This is a genomic window from Streptomyces sp. S.PNR 29 (genome assembly GCF_030386795.1).
In the GTDB taxonomy this organism is placed as follows: Bacteria; Actinomycetota; Actinomycetes; order Streptomycetales; family Streptomycetaceae; genus Streptomyces.
Genome location: NZ_JANUQM010000012.1, coordinates 24,366 through 43,711, shown reverse-complemented (window position 1 = coordinate 43,711; position 19,346 = coordinate 24,366). Strand labels below are relative to the sequence as shown.

The 19,346-nt window shown below is 71.9% G+C and carries 20 protein-coding genes; 8 read left to right on the top strand and 12 right to left on the bottom strand.

Translation table 11 applies throughout. The annotated features are described in order from the left end of the window. Positions 1-23: 23 nt before the first annotated feature. The 4 genes from NW895_RS28865 to NW895_RS28850 form a co-directional block, all read right to left on the bottom strand. Positions 24-377 (bottom strand): UBP-type zinc finger domain-containing protein, encoded by a 354-nt coding sequence (locus NW895_RS28865; protein WP_289939207.1) that lies wholly within the window; start codon positions 375-377, stop codon positions 24-26. Further along, positions 374-1,831: an ATP-binding protein gene (locus tag NW895_RS28860; RefSeq protein ID WP_289939206.1), complete on the bottom strand. Its 1,458-nt coding sequence runs from the start codon at positions 1,829-1,831 to the stop codon at positions 374-376. Before NW895_RS28860 ends, NW895_RS28865 begins: the two co-directional genes overlap by 4 nt. Next, positions 1,828-3,504 carry an FAD-dependent oxidoreductase gene (locus NW895_RS28855; protein ID WP_289939205.1) on the bottom strand — a complete coding sequence of 559 codons (1,677 nt, stop codon included), beginning with the start codon at positions 3,502-3,504 and terminating at the stop codon, positions 1,828-1,830. The genes NW895_RS28860 and NW895_RS28855 overlap by 4 nt, the downstream gene beginning before the upstream one ends. Before the next feature lie 93 nt (positions 3,505-3,597). Then, on the bottom strand, positions 3,598-3,801 hold the full coding sequence (locus tag NW895_RS28850) for a VOC family protein (RefSeq protein ID WP_289939203.1): 204 nt from the start codon (positions 3,799-3,801) through the stop codon (positions 3,598-3,600). Between the two features lie 62 nt (positions 3,802-3,863). Between NW895_RS28850 and NW895_RS28845 the strand changes: the two genes are divergently transcribed. Then, complete coding sequence (locus NW895_RS28845; RefSeq protein WP_289939200.1) at positions 3,864-4,736, top strand: universal stress protein; 873 nt, start codon at positions 3,864-3,866, stop codon at positions 4,734-4,736. 1 nt (position 4,737) lies between these two features. On the opposite strand, the gene NW895_RS28840 is transcribed toward NW895_RS28845, so the two are convergent. From NW895_RS28840 to NW895_RS28830, 3 genes are all read right to left on the bottom strand, one after another. After that, complete coding sequence (locus tag NW895_RS28840; RefSeq protein WP_289939198.1) at positions 4,738-5,994, bottom strand: DUF4032 domain-containing protein; 1,257 nt, start codon at positions 5,992-5,994, stop codon at positions 4,738-4,740. A 39-nt stretch (positions 5,995-6,033) separates the two neighbouring features. Further along, positions 6,034-6,819 carry an MBL fold metallo-hydrolase gene (locus tag NW895_RS28835; protein WP_289939197.1) on the bottom strand — a complete coding sequence of 262 codons (786 nt, stop codon included), beginning with the start codon at positions 6,817-6,819 and terminating at the stop codon, positions 6,034-6,036. A 200-nt stretch (positions 6,820-7,019) separates the two neighbouring features. Then, on the bottom strand, positions 7,020-7,649 hold the full coding sequence (locus NW895_RS28830) for an alpha-ketoglutarate-dependent dioxygenase AlkB (protein WP_289939196.1): 630 nt from the start codon (positions 7,647-7,649) through the stop codon (positions 7,020-7,022). A gap of 149 nt (positions 7,650-7,798) precedes the next feature. Here NW895_RS28830 and NW895_RS28825 point away from each other — a divergent pair, with 149 nt between their 5' ends. Then, positions 7,799-8,425, top strand: coding sequence for a TetR/AcrR family transcriptional regulator (locus NW895_RS28825; protein WP_289939195.1), 627 nt, complete (start codon positions 7,799-7,801; stop codon positions 8,423-8,425). A 17-nt stretch (positions 8,426-8,442) separates the two neighbouring features. Then, a complete protein-coding gene (locus tag NW895_RS28820; RefSeq protein ID WP_289939194.1) occupies positions 8,443-10,116 on the top strand; it encodes an FAD-binding dehydrogenase in 1,674 nt (557 codons plus the stop codon). 39 nt (positions 10,117-10,155) lie between these two features. On the opposite strand, the gene NW895_RS28815 is transcribed toward NW895_RS28820, so the two are convergent. Continuing rightward, positions 10,156-10,506: a DUF488 family protein gene (locus NW895_RS28815; RefSeq protein ID WP_289939193.1), complete on the bottom strand. Its 351-nt coding sequence runs from the start codon at positions 10,504-10,506 to the stop codon at positions 10,156-10,158. Between the two features lie 161 nt (positions 10,507-10,667). On the opposite strand from NW895_RS28815, the gene NW895_RS28810 reads away from it, so the two are divergent. From NW895_RS28810 to NW895_RS28800, 3 genes are all read left to right on the top strand, one after another. Further along, positions 10,668-12,080 carry a M1 family metallopeptidase gene (locus tag NW895_RS28810; protein ID WP_289939192.1) on the top strand — a complete coding sequence of 471 codons (1,413 nt, stop codon included), beginning with the start codon at positions 10,668-10,670 and terminating at the stop codon, positions 12,078-12,080. 41 nt (positions 12,081-12,121) lie between these two features. After that, on the top strand, positions 12,122-12,841 hold the full coding sequence (locus NW895_RS28805) for a L,D-transpeptidase family protein (RefSeq protein WP_289939191.1): 720 nt from the start codon (positions 12,122-12,124) through the stop codon (positions 12,839-12,841). A 113-nt stretch (positions 12,842-12,954) separates the two neighbouring features. Continuing rightward, positions 12,955-13,404: a DUF6098 family protein gene (locus tag NW895_RS28800; protein WP_289939190.1), complete on the top strand. Its 450-nt coding sequence runs from the start codon at positions 12,955-12,957 to the stop codon at positions 13,402-13,404. A gap of 30 nt (positions 13,405-13,434) precedes the next feature. Here NW895_RS28800 and NW895_RS28795 read toward each other — a convergent pair whose 3' ends face one another. Beyond that, positions 13,435-13,683, bottom strand: coding sequence for a WhiB family transcriptional regulator (locus tag NW895_RS28795; RefSeq protein WP_289939189.1), 249 nt, complete (start codon positions 13,681-13,683; stop codon positions 13,435-13,437). A 160-nt stretch (positions 13,684-13,843) separates the two neighbouring features. Beyond that, a complete protein-coding gene (locus NW895_RS28790) occupies positions 13,844-14,743 on the bottom strand; it encodes a LysR family transcriptional regulator ArgP (protein ID WP_289939188.1) in 900 nt (299 codons plus the stop codon). 69 nt (positions 14,744-14,812) lie between these two features. Between NW895_RS28790 and NW895_RS28785 the strand changes: the two genes are divergently transcribed. Both NW895_RS28785 and NW895_RS28780 read left to right on the top strand, forming a co-directional pair. Next, positions 14,813-15,427 (top strand): LysE/ArgO family amino acid transporter, encoded by a 615-nt coding sequence (locus tag NW895_RS28785; RefSeq protein WP_289939186.1) that lies wholly within the window; start codon positions 14,813-14,815, stop codon positions 15,425-15,427. Positions 15,428-15,508: 81 nt separating this feature from the next. Continuing rightward, the gene (locus tag NW895_RS28780; protein WP_289939184.1) at positions 15,509-16,807 is read left to right on the top strand and encodes an MFS transporter; all 1,299 of its coding nucleotides are present in this window, start codon (positions 15,509-15,511) and stop codon (positions 16,805-16,807) included. A gap of 276 nt (positions 16,808-17,083) precedes the next feature. Here NW895_RS28780 and NW895_RS28775 read toward each other — a convergent pair whose 3' ends face one another. Both NW895_RS28775 and NW895_RS28770 read right to left on the bottom strand, forming a co-directional pair. Continuing rightward, entirely contained in the window at positions 17,084-17,539 is a 456-nt protein-coding gene (locus NW895_RS28775; protein ID WP_289939183.1) for a cyclic nucleotide-binding domain-containing protein, read from the bottom strand. A gap of 293 nt (positions 17,540-17,832) precedes the next feature. Then, positions 17,833-19,311, bottom strand: coding sequence for an aminotransferase class I/II-fold pyridoxal phosphate-dependent enzyme (locus NW895_RS28770; protein WP_289939182.1), 1,479 nt, complete (start codon positions 19,309-19,311; stop codon positions 17,833-17,835). Between the last annotated feature and the right edge of the window lie 35 nt (positions 19,312-19,346).

Genomic DNA, 19,346 nt, shown 5'->3' with positions numbered 1-19,346 from the left:
AGGAGGGACTTTGCGGACACGGCCTAGGCGCGCAATGTCTTCGCCCAGTCCACCGGCACCCGCCCCGCAGGCCCTGGCGCCGGCTGATCCGCAGGGCGGCTCGCCGGAGGAGCCAGCTCTGGACCGGCCTCGTACAACTCGTTCGTGTCGTAGTTCCAGAACCATCCCTCACCCGGCTCGAAACTCTGCACGAGAGGGTGCCCAGTGGCCCGGTAGTGCCCGGTGGCATGCTGCGCAGGCGAACTGTCGCAGCAGCCGACATGCCCGCACTGAGCGCAGCGCCGCAGATGGAACCACCATCCGCCGGCCGCGTCGCACTCGACGCACCCGGTGCCGCTCGGCGGGACGCTGGGATCGATTCCGGTGTCGTCGGTCATGTCGGCTCCTCGGGCGTGTCGGGGTCCGCGGTGGTGAGCGGAAGGAGGACGTGGAAGCGCGTGTCGCCCGGCTCGGACTCGACCTCAAGGCTGCCGCGGTGCTTGTTGACGACGATCCGCCAGGAGATGTCCAGGCCGAGCCCGGTCCCCTCACCCACCGGCTTGGTCGTGAAGAAGGGATCGAAGATGCGCCCCCGGATCTCCTGCGGAATGCCGACGCCGGTGTCGCGGAACTCCACCAGCAGACGGTCGTGGTCGCGCGCGGTGCGCACGGTCAAGGTGCCGTCCCCGCCCGCGCTGTTGATGGCGGAGACCGCGTTGTCGATCAGGTTGGTCCACACCTGGTTGAGCTCCGCCGGGTACGCCGGGATCGTCGGGAGCGTACGGTCGTACTCCTTGACGACCTTGATCCGCGGGCCGATCTTGCCCGACAGCATCAGCAGGGTGCTGTCGAGGAGTTCGTGCACGTCGACGACCCGGTAGGGGGCCCGGTCGAGCTGTGAGTACTGCTTGGCCGCGTCGACGAGGTGCGAGATGCGGGTGGTGGAGTCCTCGATCTCGTCCATCAACAGCTCTGTCTCGACCGTGTAGTTGAGCCACCCGATCGCCCCCGGGAGGATCTCCTCGTCCACGGCCGCCGCGACCTGGTCCAGCCAGTCGAGGTCGAGGCCCGCCTGCACGAAGGTGGGGGCGATCCGCCAGCCCTCCGCGATGCCGTGGTCCTCCAGCCAGTCGGTGACGGCGTCCTCCCGGTCGGCGGCCTCCAGGGGGCTCAACACCGGCGCTTTGGCGACCCGTTCGGCCGTGCGCTCCTGGATGTCGATGAGGCCGGCCAGGACGTCACGGGAAAAGGGGCCCTCGGCGATGACGGCGAGCTTGTGACGCATCTTCGCCACTCGCTCCCGCAGGGTCGCGGTGGCCCGTACGGCCGCTGCGGCGGGGTTGTTGAGCTCGTGCGTGAGACCGGCGGACAACGAACCGAGCGCCAGCAGCCGTTCACGCTGCCCGATGGCCCGCTGGGTGTTCTTCGAGCCGAAGAAGAGCCCCTCCAGCAGGTGGACCGCCATCGGGAACCACTCCTGCATGATGCTCGCGAACGTGTCGGCGGGCAGCACGAAGAACCGCGTCGGCTCGGTGACGCGCATGGAGTTGTTGTAGACCTGCGGCACCCGGTCCCCGAGGTACGCCTGCATCGCCCCGGCGTACACCCCGCGCTGGGAGGTCCGGTTCACCTCCACGTCGTCCCCGCCGACCCGGCGGGACAGCACGACCGTGCCCTCGATCATCACGTAGAAGCAGGTGGCGGGGTCACCCTCGGCGTACACCGGCCCGGGCTCGAACAGCTCCACCCGGCCCTCGGCGCACAGCCGGCCCAGCTGCTCGGGCGTCAGCTTCTCGAACAGGAACAGCGCCCCGATCTCCCGCGGGCTGCACGGCATCGGCCGGCCGCTCACGACTGCTCCAGGTACCGGTGGACGAGCATCACGGCCATGGCTCCCTCTCCGACGGCTGACGCGACCCGCTTGGCGGACTCGGCGCGCGCGTCGCCCGCCACGAACACGCCCGGGATGTTGGTCTCCAGGTGGTACGGCGGCCGGTCCAGCTCCCAGCCCGCCGGCGGCCGGCCGTCAGGGGTGAGATCGGGGCCGGCGAGGATGAACCCGCTCTCGTCCCGCAGCACCGTGCCGTCCAGCCAGTCGGTGAGCGGGGCGGCGCCGATGAACACGAACAGCCACTGGGCGTCGACGAGTTCGCTCTCGCCCGTCCCGACGTCCCGCAGCGTCAGCCGCTCCAGATGGCCTTCTCCGTGAGCCGCCTCCACGACCGTGCCGCAGCGCACCGAGATGTTGGGCGCCTCGTTGATCTGCTGGATCAGGTAGTGCGACATCGACGCGGCCAGGGACGGACCACGCACCAGCAGGGTCACCGACTTGGCGCCCCGGGACAGGTACATCGCCGCCTGACCGGCGGAGTTGGCGCCGCCGACGACGTACACGTCGTGCCCCTGGCAGGAGGGCGCCTCCGTCAGCGCCGACCCGTAGAAGACGCCACAGCTGGTGAGTTCCCGCGCGCCCGGCGCGTCCAGCTGCCGGTACGACACCCCGGTCGCCAGGATCACGCTGTGCGCGGCGACCGCCGAGCCGTCCGAGAACCGTACGGTCCGCGCGGCCCCGCTGACCTCCAGACCGGTCACCTCCCGCGCGGTGAGGATCTCCGCGCCGAACTTCGCCGCCTGCCGCCGTGCCCGGTCGGTGAGCTGAGCGCCCGACACGCCGTCGGGGAAGCCGAGGTAGTTCTCGATCCGGGAGCTCTGCCCGGCCTGCCCGCCGGTCGCCGACCGCTCGACCAGTACCGTCCGCAGCCCCTCCGAGGCGCCGTACACGGCCGCGCCCAGCCCCGCCGGGCCGCCGCCGACCACCACCAGGTCGTAGAAGTCGGCCGTCGGCGTCGTCGCCAGCCCCACCCGGGCGGCCAGCTCGGGCGCCTCCGGCGCGACCAGCGGCGTCCCGTCCGGCGTCACCACCAGCGGCAGCCGTTGCCCGTCCGCGCCCGCCGCGGCCAGCAGCCGCCGGCCCTCGGGCTCGTCGGAGGAGTACCAGCGGTACGGCACCTGGTTGCGGGCCAGGAACTCGCGGATGTCCGAGGAACGCGCCGACCAGCGGTGCCCGACGACCTTGGTGCTGGGCACGGGCCGGTGGTCACTGGTGCGCCACGCCTGAAGCAGGTCGTCCAGGACCGGGTACAGCTTCTCCTCGGGCGGATCCCACGGCTTGAGCAGATAGTGGTCGAGATCGACGACGTTGATCGCGTCGATCGCCGCGTTGGTGTCCGCGTACGCCGTCAGCAGCACCCGCCGGGCGCCCGGATACACGTCCAGGGCCTGTTCGAGGAACTCGATGCCGTTCATCTGCGGCATCCGGTAGTCCGCCAGGATCACGGCCACGAGGTCGCCGCGCAGCTTCAGCTCACGCAGCGCCTGCAGGGCCGACTCGCCGGACTCGGCGCGCACGATCCGGTACGACGCGCCGTAGCGCCGCCGGAGATCCCGGGCGACGGCCCGGGAGACCCCGGGGTCGTCGTCGACGGTCATGATGACGGTGCGCGCCGCGTCGCCGGCCTGTGCCATACGGTCCCCACGTCGGGCGGTCGGATCCCGGCACGGCGTGCCCGTCACCGCGCCGACCTGATCCCCATCGTAGATCCGTGCGGTTCGCTTCGCTCAGGTATGCGAAAGTCCCCCACGTGGGCCGAGCGCGCAGAACTCGTTGCCCTCGGGGCCCGCCAGGGTCACCTGCTCGGGCCGGATCTCGTACTCGTCGGGGGCGTCGCTGACCACCACCCAGCCGAGCGCCTCGGCCCACCAGCGACCGAGGGACATGGGATCGGCCGCGTCGACGACCACCTGCTCCCAATCCAGCGCCATGAGGGCAGCGTGGTGAAGACTGGGCCCGATCGACATGACCGCGACACAGGGAGGCAGCCGTCATGACACGCCCGATCACGGCAGGGGTGGACGGATCGGAGGAGAGCCTGGCCGCGCTGGCCTGGGCGGCGCGCGAGGCGGTGCGCCGGGGGCTCGCCCTGCGCGTGGTGCAGGCCTGGCGGTTCCAGTCCCACGAGGCGATCGACGCCGGCGACCGGGACACCCAGGAGCGGTGGGTGCGGGACGCGGTGGCCGAGACGGCCAGGACCGTGACCGAGCGGCACCCGGACCTGGAGGTCACCACCGACGTCCTGGAGGGTGACACCGTCGACACCCTGGTCGCCGCGGCGGCCGACGCCGAGATGCTGGTGCTGGGCTCCCGCGGCCACGGGCCGGTCGTCGGCTTCCTGCTCGGTTCCGTCGGCCAGCAGGTGATCGCCGAGGCGTCGCGGCCCGTCGTCCTCGTGCGCGCCGGCGACCAGCCCTCCGCCGAGGTCGCCGGCCACGAGATCGTCGTGGGCCAGCAGGGCGCGCCCGACGACAGCGCGGACGCGCTGCGGTTCGCGTTCGAGACGGCCGCGGTCCGCGGTGCCACCGTGCGTGCCGTACGGGCCTGGACCCTGCCGCCGGTGTTCGCCTACAGCCCGGGTTCCATGAAGCTCCTCGACGAGGCCGGGGGACTGGAGCCCTACGAGAGGAAGGCGCTCGGCGAGGCGCTGAAGCCGTGGCGGGAACGCTTCCCGGAGGTGCCGGTGATCGAGCACGTGGAGATCGGCAGCGCGGGCCAGGTGCTGCTGTCGGTGGCCGGGCAGGCCCAGCTGATGGTCGTCGGCCGCCGCGCCCACCGTACGGCCGTCGGCGCCCGCATCGGCTCGGTGGCACACGGGGTCCTGCACCACGCGGGATGCCCGGTGGCCGTGGTCCCGCACGCGTGACTCACTCCGCGGTGGGCGCCGGCGTTTCGCCCACCGTGGGCTGCAGCGTCTCCCGGGCCTTGGGCAGGATGTTGTCGATGTAGTCCTGCACCGCCGTGTCCAGACCGATGTCGTGCTGCGCCCGCTCGGACAGATACCAGCGGTGTTCCAGCAGCTCGTGGTAGATCTCCGCCGCGTCCATGGCGCCGCGCAGCTCGGGCGGCACGGCACGCACGGTCGGCCGGAACACCTCCCGCACCCAGCGGTGGGCGAGCACCTCAGGGCGGGCGCCGAGGGTGTCGCCCGGGGCGTAGTCGTCCTGGGTGGCCATCCAGCTCTCCAGGTCGTTCAGCAGCCGCCGGGCCTGGTTCTCCTCGGCGTCCAGGCCCGTCAGGCGCAGCAGCTGCCGCTGGTGATGGCCCGCGTCGACGACCTTGGGCACGAACGTGACCGTGTCGCCGTTCGACGCGTGCTCGATCTGCATCTCGGCCACGTCGAAACCGAGGTCGTTGAGGCGGCGGATCCGGCGCTCGATGTAGTGGTACTTGCCCGCCGGGTAGACGGAGGTACGCGTCAGCTCGTCCCACAGCTCCCGGTAACGCCCGCAGATCTCCATGCCGAAGTCCACCGGGTCGACCGAGGGGTGCAGCGCGCCGGACGCCTCCAGGTCGAGGAGCTCGCCGCTGATGTTCACCCGGGCGAGGTCGAGGTCGTACTCGCGCTGCCCCGTGCTGAGCTGCGGGTGCAGATCGCCGGTCTCGGCGTCCACCAGGTACGCGGCGTACGCGCCCGCGTCGCGCCGGAACAGCGTGTTGGACAGCGAGCAGTCGCCCCAGGCGAACCCGGCGAGGTGCAGCCGTACCAGCAGCACGGCCAGCGCGTCCATGAGGCGGTGCATGGTCGCGGGACGCATCGTCGTCTCGAACATGGACCGGTACGGCATGGATCCGCGCAGATGCCGGGTGATCAGTACCGGCTCCAGCGGGGCGCCGTCCGCGTCGGTCCGCCCGGTGACCACGCCGAGGGCGTCGACGGCGGGGATGCCGAGGCGGTCCAGGTCGCGCAGCAGCTCGTACTCGCGCAGCGCGGGCCGTTCCGCGAGCTCCTTGACCGCTATCACCTCGGTGCCGGCGCGGGCGTAGCGGACGACGTGCCGGGAGATGCCGCGCGGCAGCGGCACGAGGTACTCGTCCGGCCACTCCTCCAGGGGCAGGTGCCACGGCAGTTCCAGCAGGAGCGCCGGATGTTCCGGGTTGGTCGCGCTGATCTGCAGTGCCATGGGTCGGGTGTCCTTGCCTCGCCGGTGATCGGCACAACTTTACGGGGCATGTCCCGTCGAAGGGCGCGCTCCCCGGTCGCCGAGGGCAAGCTCCCTGGCCTGCTGCGCCGCTTCCCGCAGCGAACCGTGGTGCGCGGGCCCGTGCCCCGGCAGCATCAGGTCGCCCTCCAGCCCGGCGAGGACGTCCAGCGAGGCCAGGGTACGGGCGCGATCGTGATGGAACACGCCGAGCAGCAGCTGCGGCCCCTTGGCGCGCGATGTGGGGTGGCCGCTGACCAGAGCGTCGCCCGAGAGCAGCACTCCCGCGCCCGGCAGGTGGTAGGCGCAGTGCCCGTCGGTGTGGCCGGGTGTGTGCACCGGCACGGGGCGGCCGGGCAGGTCGAGGGGGCCCGCCGTCGGGAACGGCTGGGGAGTGGTGACCGGGATGTGAGCCGTGCCGCCGGAGCGCAGCGCGTGCACCGCCCACGGCAGCACACCGGGCCGCCAGCCGTTCCTGAGGACCTCGCCGACGCCCACCTGGTGCAGGAACTCCCGGCGCGCGTGCGGCACCTCCGCCTCGTGGAGGTAGACCGGCATGCCGTACGTGCCGCGCAGGTACTCGGCGGAGCCCAGGTGGTCGTTGTGGGCGTGGGTGATCAGCACCGCCTCGACCGCTTCCGGTGAGCTGCCGATCTCCGCCAGCGACGCGAGGACCTGCTCCCGGTCGCCGGGGTAGCCGGTGTCGACCAGCGTGACGGCGTCGCCTTCCGTGAGGATCACCCAGTTGGTGTTGGTGCCGTGCACCAGATAAACGCCGTCCGCAACGTGTCGCACATCCGCCCGCATGATCGCCCCGCGTCCTGCTGTCTGCCCGGTCGGCGACCAGCAAAGCAGACCGCGACGACCGCGCGGGCAACGGGTCCGGTACCACCGGCTGTGCTGCCAGGGGTGGTTCGGGCGCGGCCTAGAAACTAGGCACTGTCGTTTGGATCATCCCGGCTGCAACGCACCGCACCTCACGGCCGGCCTGATCCAAACGACAGTGCCTAGCGCACGCCGTGCGGGCGGAACTGGATGCTGATCCGCGGTCCCGTGGCGCGCGTGCTCTTGGGTACGCAGTGCTCCCAGGTCCGCTGGCAGGACCCGCCCATCACGATCAGGTCCCCATGGCCCAGCGGTCTGCGTACCGTGGCGCGGCCGCCGCGCATCGGGCGCAGCAGCAGGTCCCGGGGTGCGCCCACGGAGAGGATCGCGACCATCGTGTTCTCGTGCGCGCCCCGTCCGATCCGGTCGCCGTGCCAGGCCACGCTGTCCCGGCCGTCGCGGTAGTAGCAGAGCCCGGCCGTGGTGAACGGCTCGCCCAACTCCTCGCTGTACCGGGCGGAGAGCGCGTCGCGCGCCTCGGCCAGCACCGGGTGCGGCAGCGCGTCGTCGATGTCGTAGAACGCGAGCAGGCGAGGGACGTCGACGACGTGGTCGTACATCGTGCGCCGCTCCGCGCGCCAGGGCACCTCGGCCGCCAGCTGTTCGAACAGGACGTCGGATCCGCTCAGCCAGCCGGGCAGCACGTCGATCCAGGCGCCGAACCCCAGCTCGGTGCGGCGCAGCCCGTCGAGGGGGCCGAGCCGTACCTCGTCGGTCTGGTCGAAGAGCGAGCCCTGGAGGTGCCTGGTCATGGACCCAGCGTACTCCTGAATCGAAAGTGCGTTCTATATATCGGGCGGGCGGGGTCGGTCACCGCGGCGGGGCTGGATCGCCGTGGCGCAGGGGCTTTGGATACATCGATGTATCGGATACATTCCCGTATCGAACGGAGGGCGGTGGCATGGCGGCGGAGGCGAAGTCCGGGCGGGTGACCAGGCGCCGGGTCCGCACGCGCGCCAACCTCCTGGACGCCGCGTTCGCGGTGTTCGCGGCGAAGGGGTTCGGCCATGTGTCGATCGAGGAGGTCTGCGAGGCCGCCGGCTACAGCAGAGGGGCCTTCTACTCGAACTTCGGCAGCCTCGACGAGCTGTTCTTCGCCCTCTACCGCGAGCGGGCCGACCTCATCGCCGAGCAGGTGTCCGGGGTGCTCGCCCTGGACGGACCGGACCTGGACGTGCCGACCGCCGTGGACCGCGTCACCGAGGTGCTGCTCCTCGACCGGGACTGGCTCCTGGTGAAGACGGACTTCCTGGTGCACGCCGCCCGCGACCGGGCCGTCGCCCAGACCCTGCTGGAGCACCGGGCTCGCCTGCGCCGCGCGATCGCCGACCGGCTCGCCCGGGCGCGGGGCCACACGCGACTGCCCGTCGTGCTCGGCGACGTCGAGGGCGCGGCGCACGCCGTGGTCGCCGCGTACGACGGCGTCACCACCCAACTGCTGCTGGACCGGGACGTCGAGCACGCCCGTGCCTGGCTCAAGCAACTGCTCACCGCGCTGCTCACCGACGGCAGCGGCAACCCCGAATGAGAAAGGGAACGGTCGCCATGGACGCGGACGTCATCGTCGTCGGAGCGGGCCTCGCGGGCCTGGTCGCGGCACACGAACTGACCAGCCGGGGCAGGAGAGTCGCCCTCGTCGACCAGGAGAACGCCGCCAACCTCGGCGGCCAGGCCTTCTGGTCCTTCGGCGGGCTGTTCCTCGTCGACTCCCCGGAGCAGCGGCGCCTGGGCATCAAGGACTCCTTCGACCTCGCCTGGAGCGACTGGCAGGGCAGCGCGCGCTTCGACCGGGTCGAGGACGAGGACTCCTGGGCAGTGCGCTGGGCCCGCGCGTACGTCGAGTTCGCGGCGGGGGAGAAGCGGTCCTGGCTGGACAGCCACGGCATCAAGCTGCTGCCCACCGTCGGCTGGGCCGAGCGCGGCGACCTCACGGCGGGCGGGCACGGCAACTCCGTGCCCCGCTTCCACATCGCGTGGGGGACGGGTACGGGGGTCGTGGAACCGTTCGTCCGCTACGCCAGGCAGGCCGCGCGGGACGGGCTGCTCACCTTCCACCACCGGCACCGGGTCGACGAGCTCGTCATCGAGGAGGGCGCCGCGCGGGGCGTACGCGGCACGGTCCTCGCCGAGGACACCTCACCCAGGGGCGTCGCCTCCAACCGTGACGGGATCGGCGAGTTCCAGCTCACCGCCCAGGCCGTCGTGGTCACCACCGGCGGCATCGGCGCCAACCACGACATCGTCCGCCGCTACTGGCCCGAACGCCTCGGCACCCCGCCCACCGAGATGGTCACCGGCGTCCCCGCCTACGTCGACGGGCGCATGCTCGACATCAGCGCCGACGCCGGCGTACGGCTGGTCAACCGGGACCGGATGTGGCACTACACCGAGGGCCTGCAGAACTGGGACCCGATCTGGCCCGGCCACGGCATCCGCATCCTTCCCGGGCCGTCCTCGATGTGGTTCGACGCCCTCGGCCGCCGTCTGCCGGAGCCCTGCCTGCCCGGCTACGACACCCTCAGCACCCTGAAGCACCTGCGGACCACCGAGGACATCGCCGGGTACGACCACTCCTGGTTCATCCTCACCCAGAAGATCATCGAGAAGGAGTTCGCCCTGTCGGGCTCCGAGCAGAACCCGGACATCACCGCCAAGGACCGTGCCGGGTTCCTGAAGGAACGCATCCTGGGCAAGGGCGCACCGGGACCGGTGGACGCCTTCCTGCGCAAGGGCGCGGACTTCGTGACCGCGCCCGATCTGGAGCAACTGGTCGGCAGGATGAACCAGTTGACCGACAAGCCGCTTCTCGACCCCGCCGTGATCCGTCGTCAGATCGAGGCCCGCGACCTGCAGATCGCCAACGCGTTCAGCAAGGACGCCCAGGTGCAGGGCATCCGCAACGCCCGCCGCTACATCGGCGACCGCCTCGGCCGGGTCGCCACCCCGCACCGCATCCTCGACCCGGAGGCCGGCCCCCTGATAGGCGTCAAGCTGCACATCCTCACCCGCAAGACCCTCGGCGGCATCCAGACCGACCTGGACTCCCGCGCCCTGGGCACCGACGGCGAGCCCATCGAGGGGCTGTACGCGGCGGGCGAGGTCGCCGGGTTCGGCGGTGGCGGCGTCCATGGCTACAACGCCCTGGAGGGCACCTTCCTCGGCGGCTGCCTCTTCTCGGGCCGTGCGGCGGGACGAGCCGCGGCCCGGCAGACCGGCTGAGTCACTGTCAGCGGCCTGCTCACGAAAGCTGCCCGTCTCCTACCCTCCGAGGAGGCGGGCCAGCACCGCGGCGTGGCTCTGCTCGGGCGACTTCGACGCCGTCAGCAGCGTCACAGGCCCTTTGCGCACCAACTCCCGGACGTCTTCGAGGAGTTCCGCCGCCTCGGGAGCGGCCAGCTCCGCCTCGTACCGCTCGCTGAACTCCTCGTACGACCCCTCGCCCGCGTGATACCAGCGGCGCAGTTCCGTCGACGGGGTGAGTGCCTTGGGCCACTCGTCCACGCGGGCCGCGTCCTTCGCCAGGCCGCGCGGCCACAGCCGGTCCACCAGGACGCGCACGCCGTCGTCCGGCTCGGGCGGTTCGTAGACACGGCGCAGGCGAACGCTCACGGTCGGCCCCTTCTTGCGGTGTTCGGGTCGTGCCGCGAGCGTACTGCCGGGGAACGGAAGGACAGGGAAGCGGCACGACTTGACCTGATCGTGAGCGACTCCCGGGGCAGGCGGATCCTACGCTGTGGCCATCGATCACCCCCCACCTCGCAGGAGCGCACGTGAGGCAGTCCGCCCGACGTACCGACGTACTCCGCCGCAGAACCGTGCCCGCGACCGTCCCCGTCGCCCTCGCCGCGCTGCTCGCGGCAGCCGGGCCCGCGACGGCGGGCACCGACGGCGCGGCAGGCGTCGGCGACCCGTACTTCCCGCTCGCCGGAAACGGCGGCTATGACGTCCGCCACTACGACCTGACTTTCCGTTACGACCCGAAGAGCCGTCATCTGCACGGCACGGCCGTGCTCACCGCCCGAGCCACCCAGTCCCTCGCCCGCTTCCACCTCGACCTGAAGGGCCTGAACGTCACGGGCCTCACCGTCGGCCACGCCAGGGCGGACTTCCGCCGTGACGGCCAGGAACTCGTCGTCACCCCGCGCCGCGCTCTGCGCAAGGGACAGGAGTTCCGCGTCACCGTCACCTACCAGGGCACCCCCGGTCCGGTCACCGACCCCGACGGCTCCCTCGACGGCTGGATCCCCACCGACGACGGAGCCTTCGTCGCCGGCGAGCCGCAGGGGGCCATGACCTGGTTCCCGGCGAACAACCACCCCCTCGACAAGGCGTCGTACGACTTCACGATCACCGTGCCCGAAGGGCGCACCGCCGTCGCCAACGGCGTCCTCCTCGGCCGCCGAACCGCACACGGACGCACCACGTTCCGCTGGCGCCAGAGCGAACCCATGGCCGCCTACCTGGCCACGGCGACGATCGGAAAGTTCAAGGCCGAGCGCTACACCACCCGCGACGGCATCCAGGTCTACAACGCCGTCGACCCGCGCGAGGCCAAGGCGGCCGCACCCGTCCTGAAGCAGTTGCCGTCCGTCCTGGAATGGGAGAGCAAGCTGTTCGGCCCCTATCCGTTCCGCGCCGCCGGCGCCATCGTGGACCGGGCCCCGAACGTGGGGTACGCGCTGGAGACCCAGTCGCGGCCCGTGTACTCCGCCGCACCCGACCTCAGCACCCTCGTCCACGAGAGCGCCCACCAGTGGTTCGGCGACTCCGTCACCCTCACCTCCTGGAAGGACATCTGGCTCAACGAGGGCTTCGCGACCTACGCCGAATGGCTCTACAGCGAACAGCACGGCGGCGCGAGCGCCCAGCAGACCTTCGACGAGCTCTACGCCCGCCCGGCGAGCGACGACCTGTGGGCCTTCCCGCCCGGCGATCCCGGCAGCGGCGCCCACATCTTCGGCACCCCCGTCTACGCACGCGGCGCCATGGCCCTGCACGCACTCCGCAAGGCGGTCGGCGACCCGGCGTTCCACCGGATCCTGCGCGCCTGGGCCACCGAGCACCGGGACGGGCACGGCACGACCCCGCAGTTCGTCCGCCTCGCGGAACGGCGGTCCGGCAAGGACCTGGACGCGCTCTTCCGGACCTGGCTGTACGCGCCCGGCAAACCGGACCGGCCTTGAGAAACCGACATGCTCCGCACCACTGTCGACCAGGCAAATTCATGATCACACGCAGCACCCCTGTCGCGCTGCTCGCCGCCTCCGTGCTGCTCACCGGCTGCGGAAGCGGCGCCGTGGCGACATCGGACGCCGAGCCCCGCACACCTCCACCCGCGCGCAGTCTCGAAGCGGCCCCGCGGCGACTGCCGGGACTGGGAGCCAGGACGTGGGCCAAGGTGCCCTCCCGTACCCGGCAGGCCGTCGTGGTGACCGGCCGCGGCAGGAACTCCCCGCGCTCCACCGTCGTCCTGTACGAGCGCACCGCGGCCGGCTGGAAGGCCGAGGCGAACTGGCCCGCGCACAACGCGCTCAAGGGCTGGACCGACCACCACATGGTCGGTGACCTGCGCTCGCCCATCGGCGTGTTCACCCTCACCGACGCCGGCGGGCGGCGCGCCGACCCGGGCACCCGGCTGCCGTACGACCGCTCCGACGGCTTCATCGCACCCGGCACCGGATTCGAGGGCGAGCCGCTGGCGGGTGCCTTCGACTACGTGATCGCCATCAACTACAACCGCAGGCCCGGCACGTCACCCCTGGACCGGACCCGCCCCCTCGGCGCGGACCGCGGTGGCGGCATATGGCTGCACGTCGACCACGGCGGCCCCACCCACGGCTGCGTCGGCATCGCCGAGAACCACATGCGGGAACTGCTCCGGGCCCTGGACCCCGGCCGGCACCCCGTCGTCGTCATGGGCGACGCGAGGTCGCTGTCCCGCTGAACCGGCAGGGATCCGAGACCTGCTCAGCACCGCCGACGCGGCGAACGACCTCCGATTCCGTTTCCGCCGTACGGGTACTCCGTCCGCCTGACGGCGACGAGGGAGGTCACGACATGAGCACCTCGGACGACCTGCCGGTCGTGCGCACACTCGACGAACTCACCGACCTGGTCGAACGGCACCAGGGCCTGTACGTCCGCTGGTCGCGCGGTCCCGAGACCGACCTCGCCGACGTGTCCAGCACCGATGAACTGACGGGCGCGCCGATGCCAGGCCTGTCCGCCAACCCGCTCGACGTCGAGGAGTGGTGGGAGGACCGGCCCGTCCGGGTGTGGGTGGCCCGTCGGCTGCACGACTACGCGCACCTGCCGCACGACAAGGGGCCTGGCGTACGGCCCTGGGCACTGGAGGGCCGGGAGAGTGGGCGGGGGCCCGACAACGAGCCGCTGGTGGTGGACGTCCGGCCCCGGTGCTGGATCGAATCCGGGGTCATCGACGAGGCACGGGCGGAGGTGGCCCGGCAGGAGAAGCCGTGGGGGCCGCTGCGCCGCACCGGCCGCTGAGGCTCGCGAGCCGGGCCTGAAGCCGGGCTGTCAGGAACTCCTGCGGGAACCGATGCGCCGCCGCAGCGCGCGTCGCTCCGTTTCGCTGGTCCCGCCCCACACACCGATGGACTGTCCTGTGTCGAGCGCCCATTGCAGGCACTCCTCCTGCACGGGGCAGCGCCGGCAGACCGCCTTCGCCTGCTCCGTCTGCAGTAGGGCCGGGCCGGTGGTGCCGATCGGGAAGAACAGGTCGGGGTCCTCCTGCCGGCACGCGGCGTGGTCTCGCCAGTTGTCCATCAGTAGATCACCTACGATCGAATGTGTATGTGCCCTCGTGAATGCCTTGCTCGCCTTCGGGTCACCTGCCGACGCGTGGATGAAACAGCCGAGAACCCTGGGATTCGGCCACTGTCGGACCGCACCGCCCCTCACGGCCGGCCTGATCCGAACGCGGGATCTAGTGGCGCAGCGCTCCGGTGGCCGCCGACAGCACTGCCTCGGCCACGGTCGCCAACGCGGGGGAGTCGAGCTTCCACTGCTGCCAGTACAGCGGGACTTCGACCGGGTCCGCGTCGAGGGCGACGAGCCGGCCGGCCCGCAGCAGGGGGTCCGCCTGCGCCTCGGGCACCATGCCCCATCCCATGCCGGCGGCGACGGCCTCGGCGAAGCCCTCCGAGGTCGGCACGTAGTGCCGCAGCGCGCTCGCGCCGCCACGCCCGAGCCGGCGCATGAACCCGTCCTGGAAGTCGTCCCGCCGGTCGAAACACACCACCGGCGCCTCGTCGAGCACCTCCGGCAGCGGTCCGTCCAGATACCGCGCTGCGAAGTCCGGGCTCGCCGCGGGGAGGTAGCGCATACGCCCCAGGGCCCGCGCCGAGCAGCCCGGCACCGGGTCGGGCGAGGAGGTCACCGCGGCCATCACCAGTCCCTCACGCAGCAGCGCCGCCGTGTGGTCCTCGTCCTCGCGGCGCAGCTCGAAACAGAGCCGCATCTCCTCGGGCACACGGGTGAGGGCGCCCAGGAACCAGGTCGCCAGAGAGTCCGCGTTCACCGCCACCGACACCCGGGTCGGCTCCCCGGAGGTGCTCAGCCCCAGCTCCGCGTACGCGTCGCGCTCCAGCCGCGCCACCTGGCGGGCGAGCCGCACGAGCACCTCCCCGGACTCCGTCGCCCGCACCGGCTTGGTGCGCTGCAGCAGGACCCGGCCCGTGCGCTGCTCCAGCGCCTTGACCCGCTGGCTGACCGCGGACGGTGTCAGGTGCAGCGCGGCGGCGGCCGCGTCGAACGTGCCCTCGTCCACCACCGCGAGCAGGGTTCGCACCTGGTCCAGCGGCAGATCTCCGGGATGACTGGACATCACGAGAGCTAATGATAGGTAAGAATCTTTAGCTGTACTCCCGATGATCACCGGCTTAGCGTCGACGGCATGACCAACGCACTGACCGCCGCGGCCGCCGGCTTCGGCACCGGCCTTTCGCTCATCGTCGCCATCGGCGCCCAGAACGCCTTCGTCCTGCGCCAGGGGATCCGCCGCGACGCGGTCCTCGCCGTCGTCGGCATCTGCGCCCTGTCCGACGCGGTGCTCATCGCCCTGGGCGTCGCCGGCGTCGGCGCGGTGGTGACGGCCTGGCCGGGCGCGCTGACGGCGGTCGGCTGGGTCGGCGGCGTGTTCCTGCTCTGCTACGGCGCTCTCGCCGCCCGGCGGGTGTTCCGGCCGGGCGGTGCGCTGCGGGCGGACGGCGATGCCGCCGGCTCGCGCCGACGGGCGGTGCTGACCTGTCTGGCGATGACGTGGCTCAACCCGCACGTCTACCTCGACACCGTGTTCCTGCTGGGCTCCGTCGCCGCCGACCGCGGCCCGCTGCGCTGGAACTTCGGCCTCGGTGCCGCCCTGGCCAGCCTGTGCTGGTTCGCCGCACTCGGCTTCGGTGCCCGCTTCCTCGGCCGCTTCCTGAGCAGGCCCGCGGCCTGGCGGGTCCTGGACGGCCTGGTCGCCGCCACCATGGTCGCCCTCGGCGTCGCCCTCATCGCCGGAAGCTGAGCGGGCCCCTGAAGCACACCCAGCGCGTGCTGCGATAGTGAACCCCGGACCCGAAAGATGTAACGACCACTCAGGACGCCCGTGGACACCAGCGAGAACAGCACCGGATCAGAGAAGACGGCACCCGACCCGGCGAGACCGGCCCGGCGCGGCCGGCGCCGCTGGGCGATGGACACCCGCCCGCTGCGCCGCCCGGCCTACCGCCGGCTGTGGTCCTCGACCATCGTCACGGCCGTCGGCAGCCAGCTCACCGCCGTTGCCGTGCCCAAGCAGATCTACGACATCACGGGTTCCTCGGCGTGGGTCGGCGCCGCGAGCCTCGCCGGTCTGGTCCCGCTGATCGTGTTCGCACTGTGGGGCGGGGCGATAGCCGACAGCATGGACCGCCGCAAGCTGCTGCTGATCACCAACAGCGGCATCGCGGTCACCTCGCTGCTGTTCTGGCTGCAGGCCGTCACCGGCCTTGAGTCGGTGGCCGCGCTGATGCTCCTGCTCGCGGTGCAGCAGGCCTTCTGGGGCCTGAACTCCCCCGCCCGCAACGCCTCCATCGCCCGCCTGGTACCCGGGGACGAACTGCCCGCCGCGAACGCCCTCGGCTCCACCGTCATGCAGACCGGCCAGGTCGTCGGGCCGCTGCTCGCCGGTGCGCTCATCCCCGTGATCGGCCTGCCCGAGCTCTACCTCATCGATGCCCTCACCCTGTGCGTCACGGTCTGGGCGGTCTACCGGCTTCCCTCGCTGCCGCCGACGGCAGCCATGGTGACGCGGCGCGCGGGGGTGAAGGAGATCGCGGCCGGCTTCCGCTACATCTCCGGGCACGCGGTGCTGCTGCTGTCCTTCCTCGCCGACATCGTCGCCATGGTCCTCGGCATGCCCCGAGCCCTGTTCCCACAGCTCGCCGCCCAGACCTACGCGCCCTACGGCGAAGGGCTCGCGCTCGGCCTGCTGTTCGCGGCGATCCCCGTCGGTGCGGTGCTCGGCGGACTGTTCTCCGGCACGTTCTCCCGCGCCCGTCGGCACGGCTGGATGGTCATCGGCGCGGTCGTCGCCTGGGGCGCCGCCATCACCGGCTTCGGGTTGAGCGGCAACCTGTGGCTCGCCGTGCTGTTCCTGGCCCTCGCCGGCGTCGCCGACATGGTCTCCATGGTCTTCCGCGGGGCGATCCTGCTGTCCGCCGCCACCGACGAGATGCGCGGCCGCATGCAGGGCGTCTTCACCGTCGTCGTCGCGGGCGGCCCACGCCTCGCCGACGTCCTGCACGGCACCGCGGGCTCAGCCTTCGGCGCCCGCCCGGCCGTCGCGGGCGGCGGCCTCCTGGTCGTCGCCGTCATGCTGACCCTGGCTTTCTCGGTACCGGCGCTTCGGCGGTACCGGGTGTGACTCGGGCGGGCCGTGGCGTTGGCGGCGGTCCTTGTTGGCCGGGTGCGCGGTGGCGGGGTCTCGGCGGGGTGGGCGGTGGCGGACGGCAGTTGGGTGGGGGCGGGCCGAGTGGGCGGTGGCGGGCCGCAGTCGGCTGAAGGGGCACAGCCGGGTACGCCCAGGCGGACGCCGGCCGGGTGAGCCAGTGGTCCCCTGGCGGGCCCTCAGCCGACTGAGGCCTCCGAGCCGCCGTGCCCAGTCGGGGCCCGCGGCCGCGGCGTATCCGTCCGGGGCGACCTACCGGGCACCCCGCCGCTGCAACGCGTACTGCTCCATGAGCTTGCCCCGGGTCGTCTCCAGCCGGTGTGCGAGGATCTCGGCGACGGTCCGCACCAGGATCAGCCCGAGCCGGGGATCCTCCTCGCACAGCTCCAGTACCGCCGCCGCGTCGAACTCGTAGGCGCGGACGGGGCTGAAGGCCTCGGCGCCGAAGTCCCATTGGTACGGCGGGAACAGCCAGGACCAGCCGAGCAGGTCGTTCGCGCCGAGCGTGGCGACCGTCACCCGCTGCAGGGAGGTCACCCGCTGATCGAGGGAGACCGCACCGGAGCGGATGACCCAGAAGCGGTCGGCGGTGCCTCCCGCCTCGAAGATCCGGGCGTCCTCGGGGAAGGAGACCTCCCGGGCGAGGGCCATCAGACGCCCGCGCTGGGGCGGAGGCAGGGCGGTCAGGAGTTTGATCGCTTTGGTCATGACGCGGGGCTCCTCGCCGGCGGTTCGGTTCCGGTGCTTTCCCTACGCCCATTTCAGCCGCTGTCGGCCCCGAGAGCACCTCCTCGGACCACGCCGGACCGCACCGGACCGCGCGCGTCACCGAGAGAACATGAGAAAGCCCTGGCTGGACGGGGGAAGCCAGCCAGGGCCGTCAGCGGTGGTGTACGAAGGACGCTCCGGTCGACTCCGTCACCACGTATGAATGAACGGTAAACCATCTCCGCGGCTTCCGCCCAATCGGAACCAGGCCACGTGACCGGTTTCACGCCGTGTCACTCCGCCCGCCGGGCCATCACCCTGATCGTGTCCAGCTCGGGGTCGCTGGGGTCGGGCAGATGCATTCCGGCGGCGAGACCGGTCCGCAGATAGCGCAGGACGGGCTCGGTCAGCAGCTCACCGGGCAGAACGGCCGGGATGCCGGGCGGGTACGGCGTGATCATCTCCGCCGCGACACGGCCGGCCGCCCGGCTCACCGGAACGTCCTCGGTGGGTCCGAAGAACGCGTCCCGGGGCAGATGGGCCTGCTCCATCCGCAGCTCGGACGGCGAGGGCACGTCGACCCGCGGGGCGGAACCCAGGCCGGGGGCGGCCCGCACCAGGTCCTTGAGCGCTGCGATCAGCTCGCCGGCGGTCTCACGGTCGTCGCCGTGGGTGATCTGCGCCCCGATCCGCCGATGGTCCGTCAGATGCGCGTCGACGCCCCGGTGTTCGCGCAGCCAGTCCGCCGCCTGGAAGCCCGTGATGCCGAGTCCGCTGATGTCGATGACGCCGGGCAGCGGGTCGAAGTCGTCGGCCAGCCCCGGGCCGCAGAAGTCGGCGCGGTCGTTCACGTGCAACCCGTCGATCTCCTCGACGGCCGCACGGACGTCGTGCGCGAGCTCCAGCGTGGCGCCCATGAGGTCCTTGCCCCGCAGGGCCATCTGCCGGCGCCAGCCGTCGAGCCCGGCGATGATCAGCACCGACGGACTGGTGGTGCCCAGCAGGTCCGCGCGCATGCCCAGCAGCTTCGGCGGCACCAGGTCGCCCTGCAGATGGAAGACGGAGCCCTGCTCCAGACCGCTGCCCATCTTGTGGATGCTGGTCACACAGATGTCGGCGCCCGCGTCCATCGCCCAGGACGGCAGATCGGGATGGAAGGGCAGATGAGCCCCCCAGGCCTCGTCCACGATCAGCGGGACCGAGCGCCGGTGGCAGACCTCGGCGATCGCCCGGAGGTCCGCGCAGGCGCCGTACGGCGTCGGGCTGGTGACCAGGGCGCCCTTGGCGTCGGGATGGGCGGCGAACGCCCGCGCGTACTCCTCGGCGGACGGCGGGTGGGCGATGTGCCGGTCGGTGTCCCACCGGGGCTCGACCCAGACCGGCTCGATGCCGGACAGGATCAGGCCCGACACGACGGACTTGTGGGCGTCCCGCCCGATCAGCAGCTTCTCGTGCGGCCCGGCGACGGCCAGCATCGCCGCCTTCACCGACAGAGAACTCCCGCACGTCGAGAAGAACGTGTGATCGGCGTGCACGGCGTCGGCCATCAGCTCCTGGGCGCGCTGCAGCACACGGCCCCGGGTGAGCCGGTCGTCGAGTCCGCCCGACGCCAGGACGTCACCGAGGAACACGGCGTCGCCGAGCACGTCCCGCACCGCGGGATCGGCTCCGCGGGCCTGCTTGTGCCCGGGCGGGGTGAACGACAACCGCCCACGGCGGCGATAGTCCTCCAGCGCTTCCAGTACAGGTGCTCGATTGTGGTCGACGGTCATGCACATCCGGCTTCCCGGTGCGGGCCGTCACCAAT

Bases quoted from the DNA above. Each gene is read 5' to 3' on its own strand.
- NW895_RS28845 (WP_289939200.1), top strand. From the start codon at position 3,864: ATGACACGCCCGATCACGGCAGGGGTGGACGGATCGGAGGAGAGCCTG.
- NW895_RS28830 (WP_289939196.1), bottom strand. From the start codon at position 7,649: ATGACCAGGCACCTCCAGGGCTCGCTCTTCGACCAGACCGACGAGGTA.
- NW895_RS28835 (WP_289939197.1), bottom strand. From the start codon at position 6,819: ATGCGGGCGGATGTGCGACACGTTGCGGACGGCGTTTATCTGGTGCAC.
- NW895_RS28850 (WP_289939203.1), bottom strand. From the start codon at position 3,801: ATGGCGCTGGATTGGGAGCAGGTGGTCGTCGACGCGGCCGATCCCATG.
- NW895_RS28800 (WP_289939190.1), top strand. From the start codon at position 12,955: ATGAGCACCTCGGACGACCTGCCGGTCGTGCGCACACTCGACGAACTC.
- NW895_RS28770 (WP_289939182.1), bottom strand. From the start codon at position 19,311: ATGACCGTCGACCACAATCGAGCACCTGTACTGGAAGCGCTGGAGGAC.
- NW895_RS28855 (WP_289939205.1), bottom strand. From the start codon at position 3,504: ATGGCACAGGCCGGCGACGCGGCGCGCACCGTCATCATGACCGTCGAC.
- NW895_RS28785 (WP_289939186.1), top strand. From the start codon at position 14,813: ATGACCAACGCACTGACCGCCGCGGCCGCCGGCTTCGGCACCGGCCTT.
- NW895_RS28795 (WP_289939189.1), bottom strand. From the start codon at position 13,683: ATGGACAACTGGCGAGACCACGCCGCGTGCCGGCAGGAGGACCCCGAC.
- NW895_RS28775 (WP_289939183.1), bottom strand. From the start codon at position 17,539: ATGACCAAAGCGATCAAACTCCTGACCGCCCTGCCTCCGCCCCAGCGC.
- NW895_RS28865 (WP_289939207.1), bottom strand. From the start codon at position 377: ATGACCGACGACACCGGAATCGATCCCAGCGTCCCGCCGAGCGGCACC.
- NW895_RS28820 (WP_289939194.1), top strand. From the start codon at position 8,443: ATGGACGCGGACGTCATCGTCGTCGGAGCGGGCCTCGCGGGCCTGGTC.
- NW895_RS28790 (WP_289939188.1), bottom strand. From the start codon at position 14,743: ATGTCCAGTCATCCCGGAGATCTGCCGCTGGACCAGGTGCGAACCCTG.
- NW895_RS28805 (WP_289939191.1), top strand. From the start codon at position 12,122: ATGATCACACGCAGCACCCCTGTCGCGCTGCTCGCCGCCTCCGTGCTG.
- NW895_RS28825 (WP_289939195.1), top strand. From the start codon at position 7,799: ATGGCGGCGGAGGCGAAGTCCGGGCGGGTGACCAGGCGCCGGGTCCGC.
- NW895_RS28840 (WP_289939198.1), bottom strand. From the start codon at position 5,994: ATGGCACTGCAGATCAGCGCGACCAACCCGGAACATCCGGCGCTCCTG.